At 31.8% G+C, this 16,802-nt stretch carries 19 protein-coding genes; all 19 read right to left on the minus strand.

Going from position 1 to position 16,802, the window contains the following annotated elements; all coding sequences use genetic code 11:
- Positions 1–10: 10 nt before the first annotated feature.
- The 19 genes from TTHE_RS07170 to dprA all read right to left on the minus strand — a co-directional run bounded on the left by TTHE_RS07170 (position 11) and on the right by dprA (position 16,794).
- Positions 11–409: a flagellar basal body-associated FliL family protein gene (locus TTHE_RS07170; protein ID WP_013297926.1), complete on the minus strand. Its 399-nt coding sequence runs from the start codon at positions 407–409 to the stop codon at positions 11–13.
- A 71-nt stretch (positions 410–480) separates the two neighbouring features.
- Positions 481–666 (minus strand): flagellar FlbD family protein, encoded by a 186-nt coding sequence (locus tag TTHE_RS07175; protein WP_013297927.1) that lies wholly within the window; start codon positions 664–666, stop codon positions 481–483.
- Between the two features lie 38 nt (positions 667–704).
- On the minus strand, positions 705–1,967 hold the full coding sequence (locus TTHE_RS07180; protein WP_013297928.1) for a flagellar hook protein FlgE: 1,263 nt from the start codon (positions 1,965–1,967) through the stop codon (positions 705–707).
- A 30-nt stretch (positions 1,968–1,997) separates the two neighbouring features.
- Positions 1,998–2,405 carry a flagellar hook capping FlgD N-terminal domain-containing protein gene (locus tag TTHE_RS07185; RefSeq protein WP_013297929.1) on the minus strand — a complete coding sequence of 136 codons (408 nt, stop codon included), beginning with the start codon at positions 2,403–2,405 and terminating at the stop codon, positions 1,998–2,000.
- A gap of 13 nt (positions 2,406–2,418) precedes the next feature.
- Positions 2,419–3,744, minus strand: coding sequence for a flagellar hook-length control protein FliK (locus TTHE_RS07190; RefSeq protein ID WP_013297930.1), 1,326 nt, complete (start codon positions 3,742–3,744; stop codon positions 2,419–2,421).
- A 15-nt stretch (positions 3,745–3,759) separates the two neighbouring features.
- Entirely contained in the window at positions 3,760–4,341 is a 582-nt protein-coding gene (locus tag TTHE_RS07195; RefSeq protein WP_013297931.1) for a MotE family protein, read from the minus strand.
- A gap of 3 nt (positions 4,342–4,344) precedes the next feature.
- Entirely contained in the window at positions 4,345–4,797 is a 453-nt protein-coding gene (gene fliJ / locus TTHE_RS07200) for a flagellar export protein FliJ (protein ID WP_013297932.1), read from the minus strand.
- 4 nt (positions 4,798–4,801) lie between these two features.
- The gene (fliI, locus tag TTHE_RS07205) at positions 4,802–6,118 is read right to left on the minus strand and encodes a flagellar protein export ATPase FliI (protein WP_013297933.1); all 1,317 of its coding nucleotides are present in this window, start codon (positions 6,116–6,118) and stop codon (positions 4,802–4,804) included.
- Positions 6,108–6,875, minus strand: coding sequence for a FliH/SctL family protein (locus tag TTHE_RS07210; protein ID WP_013297934.1), 768 nt, complete (start codon positions 6,873–6,875; stop codon positions 6,108–6,110). Before TTHE_RS07210 ends, fliI begins: the two co-directional genes overlap by 11 nt.
- Positions 6,868–7,875 carry a flagellar motor switch protein FliG gene (gene fliG, locus TTHE_RS07215; protein WP_013297935.1) on the minus strand — a complete coding sequence of 336 codons (1,008 nt, stop codon included), beginning with the start codon at positions 7,873–7,875 and terminating at the stop codon, positions 6,868–6,870. The genes TTHE_RS07210 and fliG overlap by 8 nt, the downstream gene beginning before the upstream one ends.
- Before the next feature lie 16 nt (positions 7,876–7,891).
- On the minus strand, positions 7,892–9,409 hold the full coding sequence (fliF, locus tag TTHE_RS07220) for a flagellar basal-body MS-ring/collar protein FliF (protein ID WP_013297936.1): 1,518 nt from the start codon (positions 9,407–9,409) through the stop codon (positions 7,892–7,894).
- A 24-nt stretch (positions 9,410–9,433) separates the two neighbouring features.
- The gene (gene fliE / locus TTHE_RS07225; RefSeq protein ID WP_013297937.1) at positions 9,434–9,721 is read right to left on the minus strand and encodes a flagellar hook-basal body complex protein FliE; all 288 of its coding nucleotides are present in this window, start codon (positions 9,719–9,721) and stop codon (positions 9,434–9,436) included.
- A 10-nt stretch (positions 9,722–9,731) separates the two neighbouring features.
- Positions 9,732–10,181, minus strand: coding sequence for a flagellar basal body rod protein FlgC (flgC, locus tag TTHE_RS07230; protein ID WP_013297938.1), 450 nt, complete (start codon positions 10,179–10,181; stop codon positions 9,732–9,734).
- 2 nt (positions 10,182–10,183) lie between these two features.
- Positions 10,184–10,594 (minus strand): flagellar basal body rod protein FlgB, encoded by a 411-nt coding sequence (gene flgB / locus TTHE_RS07235; protein ID WP_013297939.1) that lies wholly within the window; start codon positions 10,592–10,594, stop codon positions 10,184–10,186.
- A gap of 221 nt (positions 10,595–10,815) precedes the next feature.
- Positions 10,816–11,574, minus strand: a complete 759-nt coding sequence (gene codY, locus TTHE_RS07240; RefSeq protein WP_013297940.1) for a GTP-sensing pleiotropic transcriptional regulator CodY — start codon at positions 11,572–11,574, stop codon at positions 10,816–10,818.
- 14 nt (positions 11,575–11,588) lie between these two features.
- Positions 11,589–12,971: an ATP-dependent protease ATPase subunit HslU gene (gene hslU, locus TTHE_RS07245; RefSeq protein ID WP_013297941.1), complete on the minus strand. Its 1,383-nt coding sequence runs from the start codon at positions 12,969–12,971 to the stop codon at positions 11,589–11,591.
- Positions 12,972–12,984: 13 nt separating this feature from the next.
- Positions 12,985–13,515, minus strand: coding sequence for an ATP-dependent protease subunit HslV (hslV, locus tag TTHE_RS07250; RefSeq protein ID WP_013297942.1), 531 nt, complete (start codon positions 13,513–13,515; stop codon positions 12,985–12,987).
- A gap of 84 nt (positions 13,516–13,599) precedes the next feature.
- Positions 13,600–15,660: a type I DNA topoisomerase gene (gene topA, locus TTHE_RS07255; RefSeq protein WP_013297943.1), complete on the minus strand. Its 2,061-nt coding sequence runs from the start codon at positions 15,658–15,660 to the stop codon at positions 13,600–13,602.
- Between the two features lie 45 nt (positions 15,661–15,705).
- Complete coding sequence (gene dprA / locus TTHE_RS07260; RefSeq protein WP_013297944.1) at positions 15,706–16,794, minus strand: DNA-processing protein DprA; 1,089 nt, start codon at positions 16,792–16,794, stop codon at positions 15,706–15,708.
- Between the last annotated feature and the right edge of the window lie 8 nt (positions 16,795–16,802).

Below are 16,802 nucleotides of genomic sequence, written 5' to 3' on the forward strand. Positions count from 1 at the left end.
ACTCTCCTTCCTATTGAACAATAAAGTCATCAAAATAAACATTTGTTATCTTATCTGCACCTAAAATCTTATTAATTTCATTTTTTATTTCGTTCTGAAGTTTAGATTGTCCAGCTGAACCTTCCAAATCTTGAGCAGTTTTATTTCTTAGAATTTGAAGTATTGCATCTCTTATTTTTGGATTTTGATCTTTCAATTCATTTAAAACATTTTTGTCATAAACCTCTAGTTCAACACCTGCTTTGATAAATTTATCATCACCTTTTAAATTTGTAACAAATTCATCTCCCGGAGAATAATTATAATATACTATTTTAGCTGGTTTTGAATTATAGTTGAAATAGAAAAATGCACTTCCAAATGCTATAATTATAACTAGCAAAATTATTATTATGATGTTATTTTTCATGACAACACCCCTACTATATTTAAGAAATTAATTCTTGCTATTTTAGGCCTCTCCTTTATAAACAACAAAACTTATATGATCAAAATTTTTCGTTTATATTCAATTACTTTTTCGATAATCTCTTCTTTTTTTTCTTTCACAACTACTTTCTTGCCGCTAATCAAACTTATAACCGTATCAGGAGTTTCTTCTATAAATTCAATCATGTCAGCATTTACTGTAAACTCATCACCATTTAATTTCGTTACATTTATCACTTAAAAAACCCTCTTAATCAATTATAAAATTAATTCAATCATCTCTTGAGATTGACAAGGTCTTGCAATATCTCATCTGATGTTGTGATAACTTTTGAATTCGCCTCAAATCCTCTTTGTGTTGTAATCATATTAGCAAATTCATTAGCAAGATCAACATTAGACATTTCAAGTGTTCCAGGGTTTATGGTGCCTCTAGTTCCAGTATTTGCAGCGCCAATCATTGGATCGCCAGAATTGACCGTGTTTATGAACATCGTGTTTCCAACTTTTTCTAAACCTTGTGTATTCTGAAAATCCGCCAGCGCTATTTGACCAATCACTTGCGTTCTGCCGTTTGAATAAATACCACTTACAACACCGTACTGGTCTATATTTATACTTTCTATTGAACCGGCTTCATTTCCATCTTTACTTAATTCTCGTATATCTGTTGAACTAGAATACATTGTGAGATTTGAAAGATCTATTGTTATATTCGTTCCATCTCCCAATGTAGCATTTGTGTTTGTAATCGGCAATGATGATACATTAACCGAAAAAATACTTCCTGCCGGATTAGTTATCAATCCATTTGAATCAAATTGTATAGACCCAATAGTCACTGGAGATGCTGACAAATCATTTCCATCAAAATTTGTTATTGCAGCATCCCAATTTCCCGCATTATCTTTTTTGGTAAATTGAATCGTTGCCACATGGCTTCCGCCTTGTGAATCATATATAGTCACATTATAGCTGACAGAGCTGCCAATGCTTGTGCCAGCATCTAAATTGCCACCCAATTGAATCAATTTTGTAGAAGCAGGTGACGTACTTGACCAATTTTTTATACTAATAGGCGATAAATTACCCGTGTCGGTATTTACCGTTTTACCATCTTGAGATATCCAACCCATTACTTTATATCCGTCTGGTGTTACAAGATCTCCATTGGAATCAAATGAAAAGTTTCCAGCTCTTGTATATAAATTTGCACCACCGTTATTGACTATAAAAAATCCATTGCCATCAATTGATAAATCTGTCGGATTATCTGTTCTTTGGGAACCGCCATTCGTAAATAAAGTATCTATCGATGCTATGGCAACACCAAGGCCCACTTGCTGAGGGTTTGTGCCTCCGCCGCTACCCTGCGGCGCTGATGCTCCTTTTATTGTTTGATTAAATATCTCTTTAAATGTCATTCTGCTTGCTTTAAAACCAACAGTATTTACATTAGCAATATTGTTGCCTATCACATCCATCTCCGCTTGGTGTGCTTTTAAACCAGATACTGCTGAGTACATAGACCTCAACATGATTATTCCTCCTATTCTAAATTTCAATTTTTATTGATCTGATACTGAAGTAACTGAATCTAATGAAACATTTGAACCTTGAACTTCTAAATAATAATTACTTCCATCAAATTTAACTGCATCAACTTTTCCAGTAATAGTTGAGCTACTACCATTTGAATCTATGTTTGCAGAGATTGTTTTACCTAATAAACTATAGGCTTTAACAGCATTAAAGCTGTTGTTTAAGTTTAGCATTTGCTCTAAAGCTGAAAACTGTGCCATCTGTGCAATAAATTCTTTATCGTCCATAGGATTTAATGGATCTTGATTTTCCAGCTGAGTGACAAGAAGCTGTAAATATTCATTTTTTCCTAATTCTGAATTTGGATTTGTAACCTTTGTCCCATCAGTATATGTATTTATGTAGCTATTATCGTAATTCGTATTTATTGCCATTCTATCACCTCCTTTATACAACCACATCTACGTGACCGTTGGATACAGTATTGACTGTTGAAAAACTATGTGATTCCAGCTCTGCGGTTTCATAATCATCATAATTAATCCTTATTCTATTGTAATTTTGATTTTTGTATTTTTTACCGCTATTTCCCTGTCCATTGTACTGTGATGTAAATTGCATATTTCTATCGACAGACACATTAAAGCTGTCAATTTTTATGCCTTTTGACTCCAACTGATTATTAAGTATGTTTAAATTTGCTTCAATTTGATGCTTAACTTTTTCATTGTCGGTTAAAATATTTGCCGTTAAACTTCCGTTCACAGATTTTATGTCGATCTCTATATTCCCTAAAAAATCAGGTTTAAGTTGAATTTTTATGTTTGACTCGGTATCTGATTTTGTTATGTTAACATTTTTTACAATTTGATCAATTATGTCCGTTGTCTGTATAGGGCTTTTAGCATCTAAAATCTTTTCAGTATTTACTGTTAATTGCTTATTTTGATTTTCATTTAAAACAACAATGTTGTCAGGTTTTAAATCGATTATTTTATTATCTTTTGTTAGATCAATTTTGCTATCGAGTTTTTTTGATATATTTTGATTTTTGTCAGTTACAAGCCTATCAACATTTTCACCATTATTATCATTTTGATTTTTACTCTGATTTCCGTTTTGATTTAAATTTTCATCTTTTAAATTATTATCAGTTTTTGCAATGAAGCTATTTATATTTGTATTTTTTTCATTATTGTTTACGTCTGTATTTATATTTTTGCTATCATTGACAGCTACCATTTGCTGTTTTATATCATCACTATTCGCACTTAACTTCAACTTGATATTATCATCTTTTATCTCTGCATCATTAGAACTAACTAGAATTTTCGTATTTTCTATATTGGTATTTTTTAGTAAACTTAAAATATCTTTTGAATCAATATTTAAGCCAAATTTTTCATTCAATATTTTAGTAATCGTATTTACCAAGTATTGCATATTAATTTCATCTTTGTTTTGACTATTCTGTATTGCACTGTACAATTGGTTTATAATGCTTTCTTCTATTGATTGCAAATTCGATTGACTTATAACCTTGTTTATAGTTAAATTATTGTTTATTAAATTTAAAATCATATTTATTATGTCTGATAGTTGTTTGATATTTATAGTTTCATTTTTATTGCTATTGAAGTTTTTATTTTCATCTTTACTTCCATTTTGAACGACTTTAATAAAGCTTTTAAAATCTGCAACTTTTTTGTTCGTAGATTTATCATCACTTTTTGCCGGCATAACTCCATTTAAAATATTCATAACTTGTATCACCTAATCATCTCCTTTCTATGGCACAGTTGAAGCATTTGTATATAGTATCTTTGTTATATCTGCAGCTTTTTTGGGATCCAATTGCTCTAGTATTTTAGATGCATTGTCTTTATTCATATTACCTAAAATACCTATCAAGATATTATTGTCCGTTATTTGATTCAATATATTTGCTGCATTTTGTGGGTCCATATTTTCATAGTAAGTAGCCAAAGTCTTTAAATCGGTTTTTTTAGAGTTTACCTGCACCTTTAAACTATTTAGCTCATTTTGCTGTTTTTGAAGCTGCAATTGTAATTCATCAATCTGTTTTTGCTTATCGCTTAAACTTATTTCCGCATTTTGTAATTCTTTTTGTTTTGTATTAAGTTCACTAGTCAACTTTTTCAGCTCATCAGCATAATTAGTCGTTGGTTTAACCTGTATTAAGCCTTTTAAAATCGGTATGTTGCTAAAATATTTTAAAGTATGATTGCTAATTCCACCAATATTAAAATAAAATAACAGGCCAACAACCAGAATTATAAAAATTGCAATAAAAATAATTATAATTAATCTTAGCGGTCTTCTTTCATTTCCAGTTTCTTCTTTTTGCATTGATTAACCTCCTAAAGTAGACCTAGCAACTTTATATGATATTTGCTCATCGATAATTGAATTTTGCTCTAGCAATGACTGATATTTATACTCTTCATATTTTTTTTCTTTTAAATTTTCAAGTGCTTCTTTTTCCTTACTAACCTCTCTTAGTTTTCGTCTTTCTTTCTCAATCTCATTCTCTAAAGTTTTCAAAATTTCATTTTGCTCATTATATTTTTCGTACAATGTCTCCAAATATAAATTAAATTGTTTTAAATTCATTGCAGATATGCCCATCATAGCATTCATTTCATTTTTCTCAATTGTTTCATTTATCTTAATAAGAATTTCATTGAGTTTATTTTTTTGCAATTCATATTTTGAAATTAATAGTGCCAATTTCTCTTTTTCCATCTTTTGCTTTTGCTCTTTGATATTAAGTACAGTTTCCAATGAATATCTAAATTTTTTCACATTATCACCTATTTAAAATATTTTTTAGCATATTTAGTTCATCTTCAAAGTTATAATTTTCGTCTGTAGTCTGTTTTATATAATTTATCATATCGTCGTGTAATAAAATTGCTTCATCTATTTTGGGATTACTCCCTTTTGCATAAGCACCTATATTAATTAAATCTTCTGACTCCTCATAAACTGATAATATACTTTTAAATTTCGAAGATAAATTTTTGTGTTCATCTGATACAATATCATTCATAACTCTGCTAATACTTGCTAAAATATCTATTGCAGGATATTGCCCTTTATTTGCAAGCTTTCTTGACAAAACTATATGTCCATCTAATATGCCTCTGACAGCATCTGTTATCGGTTCATTTAAATCATCACCGTCTACCAAAACTGTATACAGAGCTGTTATAGAGCCATTTTTTGCAGAACCCGCTCTCTCTAATAACTTAGGAAGAACCGAAAAAACTGAAGGTGTATAACCTCTTGAAACTGGAGCTTCACCAATAGACAACCCTATTTCTCTTTGTGCCATAGCAAATCTTGTAACAGAATCCATCATAAATAAAACATCAAGCCCTTGATCTCTGAAATATTCTGCAATAGATGTAGCAGTCATTGCACCTTTAACTCTCATCAATGCTGGTGTATCAGAAGTCGATACGACTAAAATCGATCTTTTTAAACCGTCCTCACCCAAGTCTTTCTCAATAAACTCATTTACTTCTCTTCCTCTTTCGCCAATTAAAGCAATTACATTAATATCAGATTTGGCATTTCTGGCTATCATTCCAAGTAGAGTACTTTTTCCTACGCCACTACCAGCAAAAATACCTATTCTCTGTCCTTTACCACATGTAAGCAAACCATCTATCGCTTTTATGCCAAGAGGCATCGCTTCCCTTATTCTCTTTCTCTCAATGGGATTCGGCGGAACATTATTAGTGCTTACTAGCTTCTTAAATTTTATGGGTCCCTTCCCATCAATTGGATTGCCTAATGCATCTATAACCCTTCCAAGTAACTCTTCTCCAACTCCTATCTTTAATTTTTGCCCTGTAGATATAACACTATTTCCAGGCCCTATGCCATCCATATCTCCTAAAGGCATCAAATAAACTTTATCATCTTTAAATCCCATCACTTCAGCATAAATTGTATTTCCGTTTATAGACTTTATCTCACAAACATCTCCGACATTTGATATTGGACCAATGCTTTCAATTGTCAAACCAACAACTTGACTTACTTTTCCATAATACTTTATAAAGCTTTTGTCCCGTAAAACAGTCTTATATCTTTCAAAAAAATTACTACTGATCATTTAAAACACCTTTTAGAACATCTTTTAGACTTTCTAACTGCGTCTTTAAACCCGAATCAATCATTCCTGACGGAGTCTGCACAATACAATCGTACTTATCTAATGATATATCTCTTACTATGTTAATGTCATCAATGAATTTTAAATTCTTTAATACTTTGTCTTTATTTTTAATCAGGAATTCATAATTTTCGTCACTTACTCTGACTGTCACTGTATTTGAAGCTTCGTAATTTTCCAATCCTTTTTTCACAAGATTAATAACTAAATCTCTGTTTTCTTCCATATTTATATCAATTATCTTTTTCACACAATAAATTACCGTTGAAACAATATCACTCTCTACTTCTTTTTGTAAATTTTTTTTCTCATCTAATATCATTTCTTTTATCTCTCTTGCTTCCTTAAGTATAGCAGAAGTTCTATTTTTACCTTCATCTATTCCTTTATTTAAGCCTTCTTTATAGCCGCTATTAAACCCGTCTTTATATCCGTCTTTCTTTGCATTTTCCTTTATTTCTTCTGCTATCATTTTTGCATCATTTATAAGCTTTTCTGCCTCATCCTTAGCGGATTTAATAATGCCTTCCTGAATAATGCTAATCTTCTCAAGTTTCTTCTTAAATTCTATATATTGTACAGAGTCATTATCATTAATCTTATCATTTGATAAATTATTTAATTTCTTAATATGAGGCTTTTCAATAACAACAGGTGATGAATTTATACAATCCTTATTCTTTAATATCCTATACAATTATTTCATCACCTCCACCTCTAGATATAACTATTTCCCCGGCTTCTTCTAATCGTCTTATAATATTTACAACTTTTTGCTGTGCTTCTTCAACATCTTTTAATCTAACTGGGCCCATGTATTGAATGTCTTCTTTAATCATGTCTGCCAATCTCTTTGACATATTACTATAAATAACCCTTTGAACTTCTTCGTTAGATCCTTTAAGTGCCAGAGCAATATCGTGATTGTCTACTTCTCTCAAGACTCTCTGTATTGAACGATTATCTAACGTTATAATATCTTCAAATACAAACATACGCTTTTTAATTTCTTCTACAAGCTCAATGTCTTTAGTTTCAAGTGTATCAATAATATTTTTCTCTGTAGAGCGATCAACCGCATTTAAAATATCCACTATCGTCTGTATGCCACCTGTTGATGTATAATCTTGTGTAACTAAAGATGACAATTTCTTTTCTAATATTCGTTCAACTTCCTTTACAATTTCAGGCGATGTAGCTTCCATTTTTGCAATTCTCATAGCCACATCAGACTGAATATTTTCAGGAAGCGATGATAATATAACACCAGCCTGTTGGGGTTTTAGATATGATAGTATCATCGCTATTGTCTGAGGATGTTCGTTCTGTATAAAGCTTAATATCTGAGATGGATCTGCACGCCTGACAAAATCAAAAGGACGCACTTTCAATGTAGATGTAAGTTTATTAATAATTTCTAAAGCCTGTTGAGTTCCTAAAGCCTTTTCTAAAATTTCTTTTGCATAGTCTATGCCGCCTTCTATTATATACTCTTGAGCTATACACATATTATAAAAGTCATCCAAAATCTTATCTTTTTCTTCGGGAGATATATTCCTTATATTGGCAATTTCCAAGGTAAGCTGCTCTATTTCTTCTTCTTTTAGATGTTTATATATTTGTGCTGCTGTAGCTGGTCCTAAAGCAATTAAAAGCATAGCACATTTTTGTTTACCTGTGATAGAACTTCTTGCCAAAGTAGACACCACCATCCTATTCTTCGTTGAGCCAAGTTCTGATTAATTGCGCAACTATGTCTGGCTTTTGCTTTATAAATTTTTCTATTTGTTTCATCTTTTCATCTTTTTCACTAGTTACATCTAATTCTTCTATTTCTTTTCCAGGCTCCTCAGTCGACATAGCTTCTTCTAAATTAGTAGCAGGAATTAACTCTTTGTTCTTCTTTTTCATAGCATAGAAGACACCTCCCGCTAAAAGCAACGCACCTAATATTATTAACCATACGTATGGGAATGTTTGCTTTTGAGTATTTTTCATTTGATTCAATAAATCAGTATTAAATTTAATGCCCATAACTGAGACAGATACGTTCTTTCCGCCAGCAGCATTTGATACAAGATCTGTAAGCTGCTGTTTCATTGTAGGGCTTAAATTATTGTTGTTTACTACAACACTCAATGATATATTCTGTATTTTTCCTTGAGCTGACGTAAGAGTAGTTTTTATTTGATTAATCTCGTAATTTATTGTTGTATCTGTTTTGCTATAATTTGAATTGCCATTGTTTTGAGTCGTGTATGTTGTACTACCAGGAGGATTATTAGTTGCCGTACCAGCCGGTGCACCATTGCTGGAACCATTTGCAATTTCTTTTATCGTTTGTGTACTTCTTATAATTCCATTATTGTCTATAACAGGCTGCCATTCTACTTTGTCTTGCACTTGTTTATCAAAATTCAAATTAACACTGGCTCTTACGATTACATTTCCGGGTCCAAAAACTTGCTCCAAAAGCGATTGAATATTATTCTGCAGATCATTTTGAACTTTCATTTGAAGAGCATATTGAGAACTTGCACCGTCAAGTGAATTATCATTTTGAGCGACTAAAACTTTTCCGTTCCCATCAATAATAGTTACTTTGTCTGGGCTTAGTCCTTCTACACTTTTTGATACAAAGTTTGTTATTCCATTGATTTGCTGATTCGTTAATGTAACACCAGGCTTTAATTGTAACATTACAGCTGCTGTTGATGAATTGTCATTATTCGACAATACAAAATTGTTCTCATCTGGAACAACTATATTGACTTTAGCATCCTGAACACCATCAATAGCTTTTAGTGTATTTTGTATTTCATTCTGAACAAAGTATATGTATTTCTGCTTTCTCTCCTGGTCTGTTGTAGCAAGAGAATTATTCATAGCATCGCTAAAGCTAAAACCATCTTGCGGAATTCCTTCTGTTGCAAGCTGTATTCGCGCTTCGTCTTTATATTGAGCAGGAACTAATATTGTGCTTCCGTTCCCTTCAATTTTGTATGGAATTTTCAATTCATTTTTTAACTTATCAACTACTGCACCAGCATCTTTGACACTTAAATCAGAGTATAAAACTTCGTAATTAGGTCTATTAATAATATACACTAGTAAAGCTATACTACTAATTAATAATAATGATATTATTCCAATCTGTATTTTTTGTTTTTTATCAAATTTGTTCCAAAAATTATTAATTTGACTTCTTATATTGTTTATAAAAGAAGGCATCAATTCACCTCATCTCAAAAGGTATTAAACCGGCATCCTCATTATCTCCTGATATGCAGCAAGTATTTTATTTTTTATTTGGATTGTAAGCTCCAACGCAATGTCTGCTTTTGTCGCATCAATCATTACATTATGTATATCGTTGATATCGCCAGTAACCAACATCTGATCATCTTGCTGTGATTTAAGTTGTAAATTATTTACATCAGCAATTGCAGTTTTCAGAATATCTCCAAAAGAAGTAGAATTGTTTGTTGTGCTAGAAGCACTAATGCTTCCCATAGAGTTTATTTGTGAAATGGGATTTATCATTATTTCTCACCTATGCCTTTCCGATTTCTAATGCTTTTTCTATCATTGATTTTGCAGAATTAACAGCAGTGACATTGGCCTCATATGCCCTTGTAGCTGATATCATATCAACCATTTCAGAAACAATATTGACATTTGGATAATTTACATAACCAGTATTATCTGCATCTGGATTGCCCGGATCGTACACTCGATTTAGTGGAGTTTTATTGTCATCCACAATTGATACAACTTCAACACCATTTCCAACTGCCTGAATTCCCTTTGCTGTATTAAGCATATCGCTAAAACTATTTTGATTATCTATTTCTTTCAACACAACGAGTTTTCTCCTGTATGGTCCACCATTAGATGTCCTTGTCGTATCTACATTTGCAATATTTTGAGAAATGACATCCATCCTCAATCTTTCAGCTGTAAGACCTGTAGCACTTATATCAATAGAATTTAAAAAGCCCATTATTAATTACCCCCATCTTTTATTGCCGTAAGAATAGAATTTAATTCACCACTAACTCTTTGCGCTAATGCACTGTAGTATAGCTGATTTTTTGCCAAATTCGACATTTCTACATCAATATCTACATTGTTACCATCTAGTCTCATTGAAGTACTATTATCCTGCACAATTTGCGGTTCAATATTATCAATTGACGTTGAGTTAATAGGTATATGATTTTTATCTGTTACAAAACCTGCTAATTTATTGGAATTTATTGCATCATTTAAGATACTTTCGAAATTAACGTCTGATCTTTTAAAACCTGGTGTATCAACATTAGCTATATTATTAGAAATAACCTCATCTCTCAGTTCGGATGCATCTAATGCTTTACTCATAAGGTCGACTGTATTAAAATTTATTCCCAACATTTGCATTCCTCCAATCAATAATACTAATATTCGACACAAAGATGCATTTTCCTTTAAAATTTTTTCGTTTTAGCAGAATATTTTAGCATTAATGACGTATTATATATAAGTAAAGAAATATATGTCAGTATTTATCAAATTTTGTCAAAATATATTATATCACTCAGCAAATTTAAAGACCATAAGAAAAAAGTCCTAAATTTCTTTAGGACTTTTTAATCTTACCGTTTTAATTTTTTAAGCTCATCGATCAATTTATCATTTAGAATCTTAATATGTGTTCCTTTCATACCAAGTGATCTTGATTCTATAACACCAGCACTTTCAAATTTTCTTAAAGCATTTACTATAACCGATCTTGTTATTCCAACTTTATCAGCTATCTTGCTGGCTACAAGAAGCCCTTCATTTCCTTCTAATTCTTCAAAAATATGCATAACAGCTTCTAATTCTGAATAAGAAAGAGTTGCTAAAGCCATCTGCACCACAGTTCGTTTTCTTTCATCTTCTTCTATTTCATCATTTTTAGACCTAAGTATTTCTAAACCTATAACTGTTGCACCGTACTCAGCCAATATAATATCATCATCAGTAAACTTATCTCCATATCTTAAAAGCATTAATGTTCCAAGTCTATTTCCTCCTCCAAATACAGGAACAATTGTCTCAAATAAATTATCATTTTTTATAAGCGTTGCTTTACTTTCTTTAGTAAGATTTGCAGATGTCTCTGCTATTTTTAAGAGCTCATCATTGTAATCTTCAGGAAGCTGCATGCTTTTTATAATTGACTCATCTAACTCGCCACTATATTCATCTAAATTGCGTCCCAACAGCTTTCCTCTTCTGCTTACAATAAAAACATCGCAATTTATAACATCTTTTAATATCTCAGACAATTCATTAAAATCAACTGGTTGAACGCCAGTTTTCTGAAGTACCTTATTTACCTTTCTGATTTTTTCCAGAAGTAATTCCATTATTATCCTCCTCATTAAAGTATATACTTATTAACATCAAATTTACTTAAATTATCTTTTAATTGCTCATCTATATAATTTCTGTCGATGATCACTTTTTTACCTGTTATCTCAGGAGCTTCAAATGATAACTTTTCAAACAACTTCTCCATCACTGTATGTAGCCGTCTTGCTCCTATATCTTCTGACTGTTGATTTATAAGATAAGCAATTTCAGCTATTCTATCTATAGCATCATCAGAATATTCAACATCTACACCTTCAGTTTTTAAAAGAGCCGCATATTGTTTTGTCAATGCATTTTTAGGTTCTTTTAAAATTCTTATAAAATCTTCTTTTGTCAATGGCTTTAGCTCAACTCTAACCGGAAATCTTCCTTGCAGTTCGGGTATTAAATCACTTACTTTTGAAACGTTAAAAGCACCTGCTGCTATAAAAAGTATATAATCTGTTTTCACAGGTCCATACTTTGTCATAACAGTACTGCCTTCTACTATTGGCAATATGTCTCTTTGAACTCCTTCCCTGGATACATCAGGTCCATTTGTATATCCACTTCCAGCAATCTTGTCGATTTCATCTATGAAAATTATGCCATCTTGTTCTGTCCTTTTTATAGCTTCGTCGATTACTTCATCCATATCGATTAAATTTTGCGCTTCTTCAGACTCTAATATCTTTTTAGCCTCTCCTATGGGCACTTTTTTATATTTTTTCTTTTTAGGTAAAATGTCTGAAAACATATCTTGTAAATTGATATTCATCTCTTCTGAACCTATATTTGAATACATTTCAAGTATTGGTGCAGCAGAATCCGTTATCTCAATTTCGATAACTGTATCATTCAATTCCCCATTTCGTATTTTTTCTTTTAATTGAGCTTTTTTTAGTTTGATTTCTTGCTGTTCATCATCTTGAACTTCATCATTGCTTGGTGCATTGAACAAAAATTCAAAAGGATTTTTCTGCCGTTTGTTTTTTCTGCCATTTAATAAATAATCTACTATCCTTTCTTCTGCTAATTCTTTTGCCCGCAGCATAACATTCTGCATTTTTTCCTGTTTAACCATGCGAATTGCTGACTCAAGCAAATCTCTAATCATTGACTCAACATCGCGTCCTACGTATCCCACTTCAGTAAATTTAGTAGCCTCTACTTTTACAAACGGCGCTTCAACAAGTTTTGCTATCCTTCTCGCAATTTCTGTCTTACCCACACCAGTAGGACCTATCATCAAAATGTTTTTTGGAGTAACTTCATCTTTTATTTCATCAGGCAATAAATTCCTACGAAATCTATTTCTAAGCGCAACAGCTACAGAACGTTTAGCTAAATCTTGACCTACTATATATTTATCAAGCGCATCTACAATTTCTTTTGGGGTATAATTCTTCACACCAAGTCCCTCCTTATAAACTTTCTACCGTTATATGATCGTTGGTATATACACAGATTTGCGACGCTATCTCAAGGGACTTTCTGGCAATTTCTTCCACAGATAAATTAGTATTATACCTTAAAGCGAGTGCTGCAGACATTGCGAAATTGCCACCTGAGCCTATTGCTATCACATCGTTATCTGGCTCAATCACTTCACCATTGCCAGATATAACTAACGTTACGTTTTTATCCGCAGCAATTAAAAGTGCTTCTAGTTTTTTTAAAACCTTATCTTTTCTCCATTCCTGTGCAAGTTCTACAGCAGCTCTTTTTAGATTACCACCATACTGCTCCAGTTTTTCTTCAAACATTTCAGACAATGTTAATGCATCAGCTACAGAACCTGCAAAGCCTATCAAAACTTCATCATTGTACAATCTTCTTATCTTTTTTGCTCCATGTTTTAAAATTGTATTCTCCCCAAATGTAACTTGTCCATCACCAGCTATAGAAACTTTATTATCTCTTCTAACAGCTACAATTGTAGTACCTTTAAACAATTTTTCACCCCCCAAAAACAATATAATATTAACACAAAATTTATAATGTTTCAATAATATTTCAAAATTTTTTATATATTTAAATTACTTTACATAATCGCAATTACTACATTTAATTACCTTATTTCCTTTGATATATTTTTCCATAAGTAAATTTCCACATTTAGGGCATGTTTCATTTATTGGCTTATCCCAAAACATAGTACCACACTGAGATGAATTTTCACAAGCATAGTATGTCTTTCCTCTTTTACTTTTCTTAACAATTATTTTCCCTCCACATTTAGGGCATATTATTCCTGTTTCTTCATATAGCGGTTTAGTGTTTTTGCATTCAGGAAATCCCGGGCAAGCCAAAAATTTGCCATATCGCCCATATTTTATAACCATATTTCTACCGCAAAATTCACATTTTATATCTGTAACTTCATCTTTTATTTCAATGTCTTTCATCTGCTCCTCTGCAACCTTTAAGGAATCATTAAAATTATTATAAAATCCATCAATTACATCGCACCATTTTTCTATACCTTCTTCTATCTTATCAAGTTGTTCTTCCATTTCGGCAGTAAATTTTACATCCACAATATCTGGAAAAAATTCTTTCATCACGTCTGTTACGATAAAACCCAATTCAGTTGGCTTTAAGTTTTTCTTTTCTTTTATTACATATCCTCTTTCAAGCAGTGTAGATATTATAGGAGCATACGTGCTGGGCCTTCCTATTCCTTTTTCTTCTAGTTCTTTTATCAAAGTGGCCTCAGTATATCTAGCAGGAGGCTGTGTAAAATGCTGTTCAGGCTTTAACACCTTCAATTTTAAGTGATCTCCTTTTTCAAGTAGCGGAAGTGTTTTTTCTTCAATATTTTCAGTATCTGCTTCCTCAATATATACCGTCATAAATCCCGCAAATTTTAGTTTAGAGCCGCTTGCTTTAAAGATATAATTTTTATTAATAATATCCATAGTTATCGTATCATATAGAGCTTGTGACATCTGGCTTGCTAAAAACCGGCTCCATATTAATTTGTATAGCTTATATTGATCTGGTTTTAATGAATCTTTAATCTGGTCCGGATCTAAGTTTATATATGTAGGTCGTATAGCTTCATGAGCATCCTGAATATTTCCTCCTTTCTTTGTATATGTTGTATTAGGATTTGCATATTCTTTCCCATATTTTTGCAGTATATATTCATATGCAGCTTTTTTAGCCTCTTCAGATATTCTTGTAGAATCTGTTCTCATATAAGTTATTAAGCCTAGACTTCCTTCCCCTTTTATTTCAACTCCTTCGTATAATTGTTGCGCAATCATCATAGTCTTTTTTGCAGTAAATCCAAGCTTTTTAGAAGCTTCTTGTTGCATCGTACTTGTTATAAATGGAGGAGAAGGATTTCTCTTTTTAGTGCCTGTTTTGACATTATCTACGATGTAATCATCTGCCAAATCTTTTATAATGTTATTTACATCATTTTCATTTTTTAAATCTATTTTTCCATCTTTTGTTCCATAAAACTTTGCTTCGAAATACTGCGTTTTCTTTTCCTTATACAAAAAAGCAGATAAGCTCCAATACTCTTCAGGCTTAAATTCTTCTATTTCTTTTTCCCTATCACAAATTAATCTTGTGGCAACTGACTGAACTCTTCCAGCGCTTAGACCTCTTTTTATTTTTTTCCACAGCAATGGGCTAATATTGTAGCCTACAAGCCTGTCAAGTATTCTTCTGGCTTGCTGCGCATCAACTAAATTCATGTTTATCTTTCGAGGATTTTTAATAGCATTTTGTATCGCATTTTTTGTTATTTCATGAAACTCTATTCTGCATTTATCATTGACATCTATATTTAAAAGATTAGCAAGATGCCATGATATAGCTTCCCCTTCCCTATCAGGGTCTGTCGCAAGGTAAATTTTCGAAGCATTTTTTGCTTCTTTTTTTAATTTCTCTATTATTGGTCCTTTGCCACGAATCGTTATATATTTGGGCTCGAAATTTTTCTCAATATCTATGCCAAGCTGACTTTTTGGCAAATCCCTTATATGCCCCATCGAGGCTTCAACTTTATAATTTTTTCCTAAATATTTATGTATTGTTTTAGCCTTTGAGGGTGATTCAACTATTACCAATGATTTTTCCATTTCGATACCTCCAAAACATTAATTTATTATATCAAACTTGTAGGATTAATCAAAACTTTTTTCATATTTATTGCCAGGTAATCTAACAATAAGCCCTTTAAACAACAATGATGATAAAAGATAATTTACTTTAGATACAGGAAATTTCATTATTTCAACTAATTCTTCTATATCTCTTGGGCAATCTACTATCGCCATGTATAATTTTTTCTCTTCACTGCTTAGTGTATTAATCAATTGATCATTTATTCTTGCTTTTATATCTTCTCTAAAATTATATTCCTCAAGTATGTCACTGCTACTCGTCACCAATTTTGCACCCTGCTTAATTAATTCGTTTGTTCCCTTGCTATAAGCACTGGTAATAAATCCTGGTACCGCAAATACATCTCTTCCTTGTTCTAATGCAAATTTTGCAGTAATTAGAGAGCCACTTTTAACCCCTGCTTCAACTACTACAACTCCTAGAGACAATCCGCTTATTATCCTGTTTCTTGCAGGAAAATTCCCGGCAAGAGGTAGATAATCAAGTGGATATTCCGACACAACTGCTCCATTTGAAATTATATCTTCCATCAATCTCTTATTTTCTTCTGGATATACTATATTTACTCCACACCCCAGTACAGCTATAGTTCTACCACCTGCTTTGATTGCTCCTTTATGCGCTAGACTGTCAATTCCTCTAGCCATTCCACTTACTATTGTAAATCCATGTTTCGATAATTCATAAGAAAATTTTTCTGATACTGATTTTCCATATGATGTGGCATTTCTAGAGCCAACTATTGCCATTGATAGCTCATCAGATTCTTTAATATCGCCTTTTACATATAAAACTTGCGGAGCATCGTATATTTCTTTTAATAATTTTGGATATTCATCATCATCTATCAACAGAACTTTTATTTTTTCTTTGTTCAATCTTTCGGCATATGCATAAGGGTTTATTTTCTTTGCATCTAATATATTTTTATACACTCTGATATTATTAACAACATTTTTCAGCTCTTCATTATCAGATTTATAGACATTTTCTGCACTTTCAAAGTAATCTATCAGCTTCTTATAAGTCTTTGCACCTACATTGTTGACTGAACTAAGCCATATAGAGTAAATTTTGTTTTTATCCATTATTACAC

This window comes from Thermoanaerobacterium thermosaccharolyticum DSM 571 (genome assembly GCF_000145615.1).
Classification (GTDB): Bacteria; Bacillota; Thermoanaerobacteria; order Thermoanaerobacterales; family Thermoanaerobacteraceae; genus Thermoanaerobacterium; species Thermoanaerobacterium thermosaccharolyticum.